General features: G+C 72.5%; 12 protein-coding genes. 3 read left to right on the top strand and 9 right to left on the bottom strand.

Annotation, left to right across the window (positions count from 1 at the left end; all coding sequences use genetic code 11):
* On the bottom strand, positions 1–393 hold the full coding sequence (locus tag OG254_RS06340; protein ID WP_405578129.1) for a DUF5997 family protein: 393 nt from the start codon (positions 391–393) through the stop codon (positions 1–3).
* Positions 394–451: 58 nt separating this feature from the next.
* Here OG254_RS06340 and OG254_RS06335 point away from each other — a divergent pair, with 58 nt between their 5' ends.
* Positions 452–1,267, top strand: coding sequence for a LysR family transcriptional regulator substrate-binding protein (locus OG254_RS06335; RefSeq protein WP_405578126.1), 816 nt, complete (start codon positions 452–454; stop codon positions 1,265–1,267).
* A 151-nt stretch (positions 1,268–1,418) separates the two neighbouring features.
* On the opposite strand, the gene OG254_RS06330 is transcribed toward OG254_RS06335, so the two are convergent.
* The 5 genes from OG254_RS06330 to OG254_RS06310 all read right to left on the bottom strand — a co-directional run bounded on the left by OG254_RS06330 (position 1,419) and on the right by OG254_RS06310 (position 7,493).
* Positions 1,419–4,241 carry a beta-L-arabinofuranosidase domain-containing protein gene (locus OG254_RS06330; RefSeq protein WP_405578123.1) on the bottom strand — a complete coding sequence of 941 codons (2,823 nt, stop codon included), beginning with the start codon at positions 4,239–4,241 and terminating at the stop codon, positions 1,419–1,421.
* Positions 4,242–4,397: 156 nt separating this feature from the next.
* On the bottom strand, positions 4,398–5,852 hold the full coding sequence (locus OG254_RS06325) for a S8 family serine peptidase (protein WP_405578121.1): 1,455 nt from the start codon (positions 5,850–5,852) through the stop codon (positions 4,398–4,400).
* 34 nt (positions 5,853–5,886) lie between these two features.
* Positions 5,887–6,192, bottom strand: coding sequence for a hypothetical protein (locus OG254_RS06320; RefSeq protein ID WP_405578118.1), 306 nt, complete (start codon positions 6,190–6,192; stop codon positions 5,887–5,889).
* 106 nt (positions 6,193–6,298) lie between these two features.
* Positions 6,299–6,994, bottom strand: coding sequence for an HAD family hydrolase (locus OG254_RS06315; protein WP_405578115.1), 696 nt, complete (start codon positions 6,992–6,994; stop codon positions 6,299–6,301).
* Positions 6,995–7,013: 19 nt separating this feature from the next.
* On the bottom strand, positions 7,014–7,493 hold the full coding sequence (locus tag OG254_RS06310; protein WP_405578112.1) for an Lrp/AsnC family transcriptional regulator: 480 nt from the start codon (positions 7,491–7,493) through the stop codon (positions 7,014–7,016).
* Between the two features lie 197 nt (positions 7,494–7,690).
* On the opposite strand from OG254_RS06310, the gene OG254_RS06305 reads away from it, so the two are divergent.
* Complete coding sequence (locus OG254_RS06305; RefSeq protein WP_405578109.1) at positions 7,691–9,181, top strand: FUSC family protein; 1,491 nt, start codon at positions 7,691–7,693, stop codon at positions 9,179–9,181.
* A gap of 327 nt (positions 9,182–9,508) precedes the next feature.
* A complete protein-coding gene (locus OG254_RS06300) occupies positions 9,509–10,564 on the top strand; it encodes a lactonase family protein (RefSeq protein WP_405578106.1) in 1,056 nt (351 codons plus the stop codon).
* Positions 10,565–10,633: 69 nt separating this feature from the next.
* Here the strand turns inward: OG254_RS06300 and OG254_RS06295 are convergent, their stop codons facing one another.
* From OG254_RS06295 to OG254_RS06285, 3 genes are all read right to left on the bottom strand, one after another.
* Complete coding sequence (locus OG254_RS06295; protein WP_405578103.1) at positions 10,634–11,557, bottom strand: sirohydrochlorin chelatase; 924 nt, start codon at positions 11,555–11,557, stop codon at positions 10,634–10,636.
* A 120-nt stretch (positions 11,558–11,677) separates the two neighbouring features.
* Entirely contained in the window at positions 11,678–12,655 is a 978-nt protein-coding gene (locus OG254_RS06290) for an N-acetylglucosamine kinase (RefSeq protein WP_405578101.1), read from the bottom strand.
* A complete protein-coding gene (locus tag OG254_RS06285; protein WP_405578098.1) occupies positions 12,652–13,329 on the bottom strand; it encodes a uracil-DNA glycosylase in 678 nt (225 codons plus the stop codon). The genes OG254_RS06290 and OG254_RS06285 overlap by 4 nt, the downstream gene beginning before the upstream one ends.
* Positions 13,330–13,371 lie beyond the last annotated feature (42 nt).

The following is a 13,371-nucleotide window of genomic DNA, read 5'->3' as shown; positions in this document are numbered from 1 at the left end:
TCAGGACTGCCGCGCGTCGCGCTCGGCGTCGCGCTTCTTGATCCGGGCCGTCTCCTTGCGGACGTCGGCCTGAGTGGCTCGCTCCTTGGCCAGCCACTCGGGCTGCTCCTGCTTGAGCGCCTCGATCTGCTCGGTGGTCAGGGGCTCGGTGACCCCGCCGCGGGCCAGGCCCGCGATGGAGACGCCGAGCTTCTGCGCCACGACCGGGCGGGGGTGCGGTCCGTCGCGCCGCAGGTCGCTCAGCCACTGCGGCGGGTCGGCCTGGAGCGCGTTCAGTTCCGCGCGTGTGACGACCCCCTCGCGGAACTCGGCGGGGGTGGCTTCGAGGTACACGCCCAGCTTCTTCGCCGCGGTGGCGGGCTTCATGGTCTGGGTGTTTTGGTGCGACGTCATGGTCCCAAGGGTATCGAGTGGGTGAACGCCCGCCGACCACGCCCGGTAACCTGGCCAGGTGACAGGCTCGGAAGCACCCCCGCCCTCCCCCCAGGCAGCGCCGTCGTTCCGGCTCGCCTACGTCCCCGGAGTGACCCCCGCGAAGTGGGTGCGGATCTGGAACGAGCGCTTCCCCGACGTGCCCCTCACCCTCCACTCCGTGACCGCCGCCGAGGCGCCCGACCTGCTCCGGGACGGCGACGCGGACGCCGGTTTCGTACGGCTGCCGGTCGACCGTACGTTCTTCAGCGCGATCCCCCTCTACACCGAGACCACGGTCGTCGTCGCCCCCAAGGACCATGTGATCGCGGCGGTCGACGAGGTGAGCGCCGAGGACCTGGCCGACGAGGTCGTCCTCCACCCCCTCGACGACGTCCTCGACTGGGAGCGACCGCCGGGGGAGCCCGCCTTCGAGCGCCCCGCGACCACGGAGGACGCCGTCGAGCTCGTCGCGGCGAACGTCGGCCTGCTCGTCGTACCCCAGTCCCTGGCCCGCCTCCACCACCGCAAGGACCTCACCTACCGGCCGCTCGTGGACGCCCCCCAGTCGGGCATCGCCCTGTGCTGGCCGCAGGAGGCGACCACCGACCTGGTCGAGGACTTCATCGGCGTCGTCCGCGGCCGCACGGTCAACAGCACCCGGGGCCGTACGACGTCCCAGACCCCGGCCGCCCAGGACCAGCCGAAGCGGGGGCGTCCGGAGAGCGGCGGCGCCCCGCGTCGCCAGCCCGGGACCGGCCGCGGCCGGCACGGGGGCACCACCGGCGGCAAGGGTTCCAAGGGCACCAAGGGCTCCAAGGGCTCCAAGGGGGGCAAGCCGCGCCGCAGGTCCTAGCGGACTTACTTCGGCGGCAGCCTCGCCGCGAAGGCACGCCCCTCGTCGATCCACGCCCCTCGTCGATCCACGCCCCGAGCACCTCGTCCTGCGCGGATCCGCTGGGCGAGGTGCTCGTCGTATGCCATGGCGCGGGGACGCGGCCGGCGGTTCAGGGGGCGTACGTGGCCCGCTCCGCCGTACGGACGACCGTCTGCCCGTCTGCCTGGCTCAGCAGACCCGCGCTCACCCAGGCGCTCACGGTGAACCGCACCCGCGAGACCAGCGCGCCCTTGCCCGCGAAGGGCGCCCCGGCCCAGATCTCGTCCAGGAGTGTGGTGCCGTCGGACTTCGCGGGGTTGGCGACGCCGGAGTCGGAGTTGCCGAGGATCACCCGGGGCTCGGAACGCCGGAAGTAGGCGTGGGTCGGGTCCTCGGTGCCCTCGAAGAACGGGGCGAACTCGGTGCCGTCGAGGATGAAGTGGAGCGGCTTGCCGGAGACCGGGGTGAGTGAGGGCAGCAGATCGCCGGAGAGACCGGCGTTGCGGTACAGGCCGAACCGGAGGTGGCTCGTGGAGGAGTTGCGGCCGACGAGGTTGACCGGACCGTGGAAGAGGGTCTGCAGCGAGGGATCGTCGAGCGCCTTCTCCACCCGGAGCCGGAACGGCATGGAGATCCGTACCGTGTCGCCGCCGCGCCATGTCCGTGACACCGTGAAGTAGCTCCCCGGCGTCGGAGTGCCGCTCACCGCACTGCCGTTGACCGTCACCCGGAACCCGGCGGTCGCCCAGGACGGCACCCGCAGCCGCAGGGCGAAGGCCGCGCCGGCGCCACCGATGGTGAGCGTGGTGCCCTGCTCACGGGGGAAGGACGTGGTCTGAGTGATCGTCACACCCTTTTCGGCCCAGGTCAGTTGGGACGGGCTGTACAGATTGACGTACAGCGCGCTGCCGTCGGCGGCCTTGAAGTACACCGAGTCCTGGTACTTGGTGGCGCTCTCCATGCCGGTGCCCTCGCAGCAGGTCGTGCCCTGCTTGGGCGTGTAGTCGCGCACATGGCCGGGCGTCAGCCCGATGAAGTACGTGACGAGCGGCTTCTCGGCGTCGGCCTTGTCCTGCTTGGAGCCGAGGACCTGGTTGTAGAGGGCCCGCTCGTAGTAGTCCATGTACTTCGGCTGCTGCTCGTGGAAGAACAGGGTCCGGCTCAGCTTCAGCATGTTGTACGCGCAGCACGTCTCGGCGGTGGTGTCGCTGAGCGTGCCCGCGATCACGTCGCGCGCCTTCCAGAACTCGGCGGTGCTGGTGCCGCCGATGCCGTACATGCGGTGCGGCACGACCATGCCCCAGAAGTTCCGTGCCGCGTCGAGGTAGCGGGCCTCCCCGGTCGCGTCGTACAGCCGCAGGTACCCGGTGAAGATCGGTATGTGCTGGTTGGCGTGCAGCCCGTCGAGGATGTCGGTGTTCGCGGCGCAGTTGTCGATGAGCCGGTCCAGGTCGAACAGCCGGGCCAGCGCGAGGTGTTCGGCCTTGCCGGTGATCGAGTGCAGGTCGCAGACGGCCTCGACGATGCCGCCGAACTCGCCGCTGGAGAACAGGCCCCACATGCGCTGCAGGGTGGCCTCGGGCAGCTGGGACAGCCGCGCGTGCATCCAGTCGCACATGCCGGACGCGAGGTCGAGGGCCCGAGCGTCCCCAGTGGCGAGGTAGGCGTCCAGGACACCCCTGAGGATCTTGTGCGCGGTGTAGTACGGCGCCCACACCTTGGTGTAGTCGCTGGTGGTCCTCGACTCCAGGTCGATGAACTGCGTCTCCGGATACGCGGCCAGGAAACCGGGGTGGCTGGGCCCGCCCCAGGTGCGGCGCAGGGTGGCGGTGAGCCCGCGTCCGGAGGCATCGGCGAATGTCCCGCCGGAGGTCTCGTCAAAGGCGTACGAGGCCAGGTTGCCGCGCCCGGCGGAGGCGTCGGCGGCACGAGCGCCCTGCAACTGCGTGATCTCGGCGGCGCTCAGGGCCCGCGACCAGACGTTGAACTCGTCGTAGGCGCCCGCGAAGACGGGGTCGGTGGCGAAGTTGGAGCGGCCGAGCCAGTTGTTGGTGAGGGTGCCGAGGGCGGCCGGGGTGAGGGTCATCGCCGTGTTCCGGGCGACGGAGGTGCCGTTGACGTACAGCGTCCCGGTGCCGCCCGCGATCGTGACCGCGAGGTGGCTCCATTGGTTCAGCGGCAGCGCGGCGGTGCCGTCGAGGCCCTGCTCACCGCCCGGCCCGCCGGTCGTGACGGCGAAGCGCGGCACCCCGCCGGAGTTGCGGGCGGCCAGGTACATGTACCGGGTGTTGTCGTTGCCGAAGTCGAAGACGCGCGCCCAGTTGCCGTCGTGGGCGGGCCTCACCCAGGCGGACAGGGTGATCGCCGAGGCGCCCCCGAGGACTGCGGCGGGGAGATCGACGTACTGGTAGGACCCCCGGACATTCTCCGCGGCCGTACCGAACCTCCCGCCGACGCTCAGCACCGCCGGGTCCTTGCGCAGCGCCGCGCGTACCTCGGTCAGCGCCCCGATCATGGTGCCGATCCTGTCGACGAACACCTGCTCGCCGGTGCCGGCGTAGGCCTGCGACAGCATGGTCAGGAAGTGCCCGGTGTAGTGCCCGCGCAGATTGCCGTTCGCCTCGCCGTCCAGCCCCTCCCACCCGCCGGGCGCGACGGCGCCGCCCGTGGCGAGCCCGGCGTTGGCGCGGAACACCTGGAGCAGCCGGTTGACGTCGTAGCCCCGGGCGTGATCGAGCATCAACTGCCGCTTGTCGGCGAGGAGTCCGGGCCGCAGGACCACGTCGTCCAGGGCGAAGGGCTGCACGGACCAGGCGGACGGAACGGCGGTCACGGCCTGCGCCTCCTGAACGGCGGCCGCTGCCCTGCCGGTTGCCGTGTGGCTGATCGCGGGGGCCGCCGCGGCGAGCGCGGCGGCCTGGAGAAGGGATCTTCTGGAGAGGGGCGGTGCCATGGGTGCTCCTCCACGCGGGTCGCCTTGTTCGTAATCACGAACAATGTACGGATGGTCGACCAGACGCTATGCGTGAGGTGAGGAGGCGTCAACGGTGCTGACGGGATTGGCACTCGGGTGATCCGGCGGATGTGGATTGGACGGTCCGGCGGCTGTCTATGGGTTGTGGGTCAGGGCGAAGTCCAGCGCCGCGCTCACGTTCACCAGCCCCGCCCCGGTGGCCTCGTCCGGGCCGCGGCGGGCCGGGATGCCGAAGGCGTTCTTGCCGGTGGTGACGTCGGTGGCGGTCCTGGCCAATGCTTCGGCCACCTGGCGCGGCGTGAGTCCCGGGCGGGCCTCCAGGAGCAGCGCCGCCGCTCCCGCGATCTGGGGCGCGGCCGCCGACGAGCCGGAGAACAGTGCCCAGCCGTCGTCGTGGGTCGTCCCGTCGCCCTCGTCGCTCTCCGCGACGTCGATCGAGCAGCCGGGCGGTATCGGGAGCATCAGATACTGGGCCAGGGGCGCCAGGCCGACCAGCCCGGAGACCGTGGGGACGACGACGCCGTCGAACCAGGGGCTGGCGTAGCCGCTCGTGTAGTCCGACGCCCGCAACTTGCCCTGCGGATCGGAGAAGGCCCCGCCGACCGACAGCACCCCGGGCACCTGCGGCTCGATCGAGAAATGCCCGTTGCCCGACGCGAAGACGACGACGATGCCCTGCTCCACCGCGTCCAGGATCTCCAGCGCCCACACCCGGTGGGTCTCCGGCAGGGGTCCCTCCTCGGGGAAGCCGACCCGCCCGCCCCAGGAGTTCGTCAGTACCCGCGGCTCTTCGGCCTTCGCCCGGACGAAGGCCGCCATGGCGGCGGTGAGCCTGCCGTTCCGGTCGCTGCCGCGGTACGGCAGCAGACGCGCGCCGGGTGCCACGGCGAAGATGTTCGCCGACTCGCCCGTGCCGTGCCCCACCGGGTCCTCGTCGGGGCTCGTCCCCGGGGCGAGCGCCACGGTCGGGGTGATGTCGTAGCCGTGCGTCGTGAAGTGGGCGTGCGGCGCCTGTCCTGTGTCGACCATGGCGACCCGCACTCCGCGTCCGACGTGCCCCCGCTCGTGCGCGGGCGTGGCGCCCAGGAGTCGGGCCACGTCGTCCGGAAGCGTGAGATGGAACTTCGCGACCAGCGGAGGCCGCGCCGTCGCCGGAACGAGCCGCATCGGTATGCGCGGTTCCTCCAGCGCGACGGCCTCGATGCTCGCCTCTCCCGGCGCGGCACCGATGCCGAGGGCACTCGGCTGACGGTCGCCGACGATGTCGAGATGCGTCACGGAACGCTGCCGGCCCATCTCGACCCGCTGCTGAACCTCGTAGCTCACGATCCTGCCGGTGGTCAGCTGCTCGAACGCCGCCGGCGTGCCGGCCACGGTGAATCCGAGCATGCTCTCGGCCGTCACGGTCAGACCGGCCTGCCGCGCATGCTCCTCGGCCCGCTCCCTGACGTCCCTCTCGGCGTGGAAAGGCCGGGCCGACAAGGGACTCGCCGCCTCGGTCATCGATACCCCGCCCCGCGACCGCGCCGACACATAGCCGTAGACGGTGTCCGGAACGTTCTGCTCGTATGTCGGCGTCTTCGCAGCCATCGGTCCCTCCGGGAAGTGGCGCCCGGACGCACGGTCACGGCAGCCGGTCACGCACGCCGAGCGTGGGAGTCGGCAGGACGGTGACGGACCTCGCGGTGGAATCGAGTCCCGGGGGAACGGGCAGCGTCCTCGGCCGCGAACGGTCCTCGACGGGCGCCCCGAACGCCTCCGCGAACTGCCGGCCCGAACCGGTGATGAGCGTTCCGGCGGCCATGGGCACCACGTCGATGCCGTAGCGGGAACACCACGCGACCAGATCGCGCACAGACGCTTCGGCCCGCAGCTCCACCAAGGCCTCGACGAACTCCACCTCGGGCGCGTCACCTTGCCCTGAAGTCACTTGTCTCTCCTGTGAGCGCGCCTACGCTCACCATCGTCCCACCGCTTGCCAATGGTCGCAAAAGGTGTTAATTGGCAGCTCAGTTGGGCGGAACGGGTCGCGCGGCTCAGTCGGAGGCCGTCGACCTCACGAGCCAGTCGTATGCCGCCCGCGCCGTGAACTCCGACTGCCCGCCCCGCAGCAACAGCCCGGCCGTCGCGAACTCCGGGGCGTCCGCCTGGGCGGCCACGTAGGGAACCGCGATGCACCGCATGCCGGCCGCGTCCGCGGCGGCGGCGCCCGGGGCGGCGTCCTCGACGACCACACACCGGGCCGGGGGTGTGCCGAGCCGGCGGGCCGCCTCCAGGAAGACGTCGGGGGCCGGCTTGCCGTGGTCGACCTCGTCGGCCGAGAGGACGGTGCGCAGGTGGGCGTCGAGGCCCGTCCCGGTCAGGATCGCCGTGATGGCCTGGTGCGAGGAACCCGAGGCCACGGCCATCGGCACGCCCTCGGTCGACAACAGCTCCACGAACTTGCGCATCTCGGGGTACGCGCGCGTGGCCGTGCGGGCGAGTTCCAGATAGCGGCGGTTCTTGGCGGCGAGCAGTTCCTCGACGGAGGCGTCGAGGCCGTACTCCCGCTTCCAGAGCGTGACCGTCTCCAGCGTGCTGATGCCGACATAGCGCTCGTGGTCCGCCCAGGTGAAGTCGGGCACGCCGTGCTCGGCCAGGGTCTGGCGGCCCGCCTCGTAGTAGTTGGGCTCGCTGTCCACGAGTGTTCCGTCGAGATCGAAGATGACCGAAATGCCGCTGAGTCCGCTCATGGGCCCAGGATGTCAAAGGTCATTTCCGTGCTGCCGCCCGCCCGATCGACTCCACGAGCGGCAGCAGCCGGTATGTGACCCGCTCGCGCAGGGCCACCTCGGAGCGGGTGCGGACCACGCCGGGCAGGCTGATCAGCTTCTGGATCACGTCCTCCAGGTGGGCGTTGTCGCGGGCCACCACCCGGGTCAGCAGGTCCCCGCCGCCCGTGATCGAGAAGGCCTCGACGATCTCCGGGACGGCGGCGAGCGCGTCGCCCACGTCGTCGAGATGGCCCTGGGTCACCTCGATGTGCACGAACGCGAGCACCGGATGGCCGAGGGCGGCGGGCGACAGCGTCGGCCCGGTGCCGGTGATCACACCGTCCCGCTCCAGCCGGTCGAGCCGGGCCTGGAGCGTGCCGCGCGCGACGCCGAGGATGCGGGCGTACTCACGCACGCTGGTGCGGGGCTGTTCCAGCAGAAGCCGCAGGATGCGGGTGTCGAGCTCGTCCACGGCCATGGTGTCGCGGCCTCTCTGCGCGTGTGGTCCGTTGGCTCGCTGATGGACGAGCCGGGACCGATATGCCTGTACCAATGGCCCACCATATCGGGCGTCACTTGAGCCAGTCTGCACGTTGATGCTGCAATGGACCCGGTCGATGGCGCTGCGGGTTCCCGCGGCGCCTTTTTCATGCCGGTGGCGAAGGGGCGTAAACAGTGCTGAAGAGGGTGTTCGTGGCGCCGGACCCGGGGCGGGCGCGGCTGCGCTCCGCCACGCGGGCCGTCCTCGGCATCGGGCTCGCGGTCGTCGTCTGCGCGCTGGCCGGAACCTCCCTCGTCGGCGCGGTCACCGGCGGGCTCGCCGCACTGCTCGCCCTGTTCACCGTCACCGACACCACGGTCCGCGGGCAGGCGGTCACCACCGCGCTGCTGCCGCTCGTCGGCCTGCCCGTGCTCGCGGCGGCGGCCGAGCTGCACGACCACCCCGTCGCCCGCGACTTCACCTTCCTCGCCGTCGTCGGCGCCGGCGTGTACGCCCGCCGCTGGGGGCCGCGCGGGCACAGCCTCGGCGTGTTCGCGTTCATGACCTTCTTCGTGGCGCAGTTCCTGCACGCCACCCCGGGACAGCTGCCCGAGCTCTACGCCGCCGTACTGCTGTCCCTGCTGACCGCGGCCGCGGTGCGGTTCGGGCTGTGGTGCTACGAGCGCCGGATGCCCCCGGCGCCCGTACCCGCACCGCCGGGCGGCGGCGGACTGGCCCGCGTGACCACGCGCCAGGCGATCCAGGCGACCGCGGGCGCGGGCTTCGCCCTCGTCGTGGGGCAGCTGGTGTCCGGGCAGCGCTGGTACTGGGCCGTCGGCGCCACCTGGTGGATCTTCGTCAACACCACCTCGCGCGGCGAGACCCTGGTCCGCGGCTTCCGCCGGGTCCTCGGCACGGTGATCGGCATCGGCCTCGGTCTGCTCGTCGCCGTCCCGCTGCAGGGGGCGGCGGTCCCGACGGCCGTGCTCCTCGCCGTGTGCGTCTTCGGCATCTTCTACACGGCCGCCGTCTCCTACACCTGGATGATGCTCAGCGTCACCCTGCTCGCCGAGCTCCTCTACGGCCTCCTCGGCGTCCTCGAACCCGCCCTGCTGGCGCTGCGACTCGCCGAGACCGGCGTCGGGGCGATCGGCGCCGTGCTGGCCGTGCTGTTCGTCCTGCCCGTCACCACGCACGCCATCACCGACGCCTGGATCCAGCGCGCCCTGCGCTGCGTCCACGCCGCCACCGCCGAGGCCGCCGCACGCCTCGCGGGCGACGAGAGTGCCGACCCGGGCTCGCGGGTGGCCGAGCTGGAGCGGCTGCTCGGCCGGGTACGGCTGTCGGTCGCCCCACTCGTGCACCCGCTGAACCCGATGCCGGCCCGCAAGCGGCGCGCCCGCCGGGTGCTGGACCTGCTCGACGACTGCGCCCGGGAGATCCGGGGCCTGGCCGCAGTGGCCGGCGACCCCGTGGCCTCGCACGACGCCCGCCTGGCCGCCGCGTGCTGGCGCGTCGAGGCCGCCGTCGAGGCCCTGACCGGCGGCGCGGACGTCACCGCCCCCACCGCGCAGCCCACGGCCGCCGACCCCGCGCTGGCCCATCTGCACGGCCTGGAGCGCGCCCTCGTCGAACTCGCCCAGCCCCTGCGGACGCCGTCGGGTTCACCGCTCGTCGGCGCCTGAGACCAGGCGGCCGGAGCCACGCCGAGCACGGCCGTGTCGCTTCATCGGCCACCGAGAGGGTGGATCAGGGCATCTCGCGGGTAACCCCGCATCCGTCGGACCCACCAGCCCGCGAGCCGCGCGGGAGCGGCCCGCGGGCGGGTCCCGCCGGGGAAACGCGAGGTGAGGCTCGTGCGGAGCGTGACACGAGGCCCCCTACGGAGAGTGACGCGCGGCGAGGGCGGAGAGTGACGCGAACTCGCCGACGATCAGGCGACCTTGGTCTAGACCGATGATGATCCGCTGCTACCGTCAGCCCGGACGGCACCCGACCGGAAGGGGACAGCGGTGGCAGACGTCGGCAGGCGGGGGAGACGGGCCTACATCGGATCGTTCACGGCAGCCGGAGGTCATGGCATCACGACGGCGGCCGTGGCCGCGGACAACGGCGCGCTGACCGTCCTCAGCGGTGTGCGCGATGTGCCCGACCCCGCGTACCTGGCCCTGTCGCCCGCCGGCGACACGCTCTACGCGGTCAGCGAGACCGCCGAGGGCGCGGTGGTCGCGTACCGCGTGAACGGCGGCAAGCCCGAGCTCGTCGGCTCGCCGGTCCCGGTGGGCGGCAGCGGGCCCACGCACCTCAGCGTGTTCGCCGGCCACGTCCTGACCGCGAACTACGGCTCCGGCAGCGTCACCGCCGTGCCCGTCCGCTCGGACGGCACCCTCGCGGATGCCCCGCCCGCCGTCCTCCGGCACACCGGCTCGGGCCCCCACACACCACGCCAGCAGGGCCCGCATGCCCACCAGGTGCTGAGCGACCCGAGCGGCCGCTGGGCCGTCAGCGTCGATCTCGGCACCGACTCGGTCCGGGTGTGCACCCTGACCGAGGGCACGCTCGACGTGTACCGGGAGATCGCCCTGCGCCCCGGCTCGGGCCCCCGCCATCTGGCCTTCCATCCGCACGGCCGGTACGCGTACGTCGTCAACGAACTCACCCCCACGGTCACCGTCTGCCACTGGGACGCCGACGACGGCACGCTCAAGCCGCTCACGGAGACGCCGGTGCTGCCGGGCGCCCCGGCCGGCGACGCCTATCCGTCGGGGATCGTCGCCTCGCCCGACGGGCGCTTCGTGTGGACCGCCACCCGCGGCGAGGACGTGCTGTCCACGTTCGCCGTCGAGGACGAGGAACTGCGGCTGGTCGGGACGGTGCCCTGCGCCGGCCACTGGCCACGCGCGCTGGCAGAGGCGGACGGGTTCCTGTACGTGGCGAACGAGCGCTCCGGAGACGTGTCCTGGTTCGCCCTGGACCCCGACCGGGGACTCCCGCGGTACGAGGGCTCCATCGAGGTGCCCGCGGCGTCCTGCGTGGTCTTCGGACCCGGCCCCGACCCGGCCGCCTGACCGGATGCCGAAGGGCCCGCTCCCCGGCTGGGGAGCGGGCCCTTCGGCGTTACGGCTGTGACGTGGGCGTCAGCGGACCGGCGTGCCCTGCGGCTGCGGCGGGGCGATGCCCAGCGCCGTCGTGTACTTCGACAGGGCGAGCTTGCCGATCGCCGGGTACGCGCCGAGCGCCTCGGCGGCGGAGCAGCCCGCCTCGTGCGCGGCCTCCGCGATCAGGCTCGGGTCGATCTCCGGCCCTATCAGGTACGGCGCCAGCGCCAGCTGCTGCGAGCCCGAGGACCGCAGCTGCTCGGCGACGGCCGTGATCGAGCCCTCCTGGTCCAGAGCCGCCGCCATCACCGGCACGGCCAGGCGCGCGGCGAGCAGCATGCCGGTGATCCCGGCCGCCTGCACGGCCTCCTCGCCGCCCACGGACGCCAGGATGATGCCGTCCGCGGCCGTGGCCACGGTGAACAGACGGGCGCGGTCGGCGCGGGCCAGACCGGCCTCCGACAGGCGCACGTGCAGTGCCTCGGCGAGCAGCGGGTGCGGGCCGAGCACATCCGTCAGGTCGGCCGCGACACGGCTGTCCATCACGGCCTGGCGGATGACGCGCAGCAGCGCGCCGTCCGGGCCGGCGAGCAGCGGCACGACGACGGCGACGGGGCCTTCCGGCTCCTTGGCCTCCACACCAGCAGCGATCGCCTGCTCATAGCGGGCGGTGCGCTCCTCGGCCGCGTGCACGAGCACCGACTGGAGCGTGGGGAACTCCCCGTCGTCGCCGTCGACGTACCCGATCCGGGCGTCGAGACCCGGGAGCTCGGAGCGGGCGATGCTCACGACCTCCTCGGCGAGACCGCGGGTGGCGGCGCTCGGCGTGCCCGGCACCGCGAGGACGAGTGAGGGCGCACCCTCGGGAGCCGCCAGGGGCTCGGGTCGGCGGTGCCGCCCGGGCTGACGAGGTCGCGGCATTCGTACTGGCAGGCCGGACGCGGGCCCAGTGGGGGAGCTCATGGCGACGCATGTTACTGGCTTCTTGGGCTCCCCTGTTCGGGGAGGGTGCAGGTGAGCGGTATCCGTCCGCTTTTGTCTGATTGAGTTACCTACGGTGTGGAAGTGGGCGGCGTAGTGGGATCAGTCCCCCTTGTCGGTCACCACGCAGAGCATCGCCTCGTCACTCGGCAGAGCCAGCTCGCCCGTCGCCAGGTCGGTCGCGATACGCACCGCGCCCTGCAACGGATCCCCGCCGGCCGGCACCCGCCGCGCGTGCGGCAGACGCTTCGACAACTCCTCTTCCAAAGGTACGACAAGAGGCGCGCCCATGTTCAACAGGCCACCGGTGACGGCGACTTGGGGGTCACCGGTGGTGGGGCAGACGGCGGCCGCCGAGTCCGCCATGTGCCGTGCGGCTGCCCGCAGGATGTCCGCGGCGACGGGGTCGCCGGCGGCGCAGGCGGCTACCTCGGGAGCGAAGGAGGCGAGGACGGCGGGGCGGTCCGGGCGTGGGTAGAGCCTGCCGGGCAACCCCCGCACCGGGCCGAACACTTCCTGGGCGCGAGCCAGCAACTCCGTCGATCCGTCGGGCCGTCCGTCGTGTGCGCGCAGCGCCGCCTCCAGCCCGGCACGTCCGATCCAGGCACCGCCGCCGCAGTCGCCGAGAAGATGCCCCCAGCCGTCCGCACGACGCCAGTGCGTCAGGTCGGTGCCGATCGCGATCAGCCCCGTGCCCGCCGCCACGACCGCACCCGGCCGCGGACCGAGGGCGCCCACATACGCGGTGACGGCATCGGCGACCAGGGCGACCCGCCGGACGCCGAACTCGCGCTCCAACGCGCCCGGCAGTTCGGCACGCAGCCCCTCTCCCAGGCTGGCGAACCCGGCCGCCCCGACGGCGACCGCACGCGGTACGGCGCCCCCCGCCTCGGCCAGCGCCCCTCGCACCATGGGCACGAGCTGCTCCATGAAGTGCCCGGCATCGATGCCCCGCTCCCCGGTCCGCACCGGCTCGCGGGACTCCCGACACACCGGAACACCACGGCCGACGACGCCGACGACGACCCGCATGCCGGAGCCGCCGGAGTCCACCGCGATGAAACCGGCGGGGCCGGTCACGGCAGGCGCCAGTCCACCGGCTGGCCTCCTTGGCCGATCAGGAGGTCGTTGGCGCGGCTGAACGGGCGGGAGCCGAAGAAGCCGCGGTCGGCGGACATGGGGGAGGGGTGGGCGGACTCCACCGAGGGGAGGTTGCCGAGGAGCGGGCGGAGGTTGCGGGCGTCGCGGCCCCACAGGACGGAGACCAGCGGCTTGCCGCGTGCGGCGAGTGCGCGAATGGCCTGCTCGGTGACCTCTTCCCAGCCCTGACCGCGATGGGCGCCGGGCTTGCGCGGAGCCGTGGTGAGCGCCCTGTTGAGCAGCAGCACGCCCTGCTGGGTCCAGTGCGTCAGATCGCCGTTGGACGGCTGCGCCAGCCCCAGGTCGGTGTTCAGCTCCCGGTAGATGTTGATGAGGCTGCCGGGCAGCGGACGCACCTCGGGCGCCACCGAGAAGGAAAGCCCCACGGCATGGCCCGGGGTCGGGTACGGGTCCTGTCCGACGATCAGGACCCGCACCTCGTCGAAGGGCTGTTGAAAGGCCCGTAGGACATTCGGTCCGGCCGGCAGATAGGTGCGTCCCGCGGCGATCTCCGCGCGCAGGAAGTCGCCCATCGCGGCGATCCGATCGGCAACGGGTTCCAGAGCTTTCGCCCAGCCCGCTTCGACGATTTCATGCAAGGGTCGTGGTGCCACGGGCGTCACCCTACTGCCGTACGGGCAGCGGTGATCAACCAG

It is taken from the genome of Streptomyces sp. NBC_01092, assembly GCF_045039535.1.
In the GTDB taxonomy this organism is placed as follows: domain Bacteria; phylum Actinomycetota; class Actinomycetes; order Streptomycetales; family Streptomycetaceae; genus Streptomyces.
This window is presented reverse-complemented; position numbering and strand designations above follow the sequence as displayed.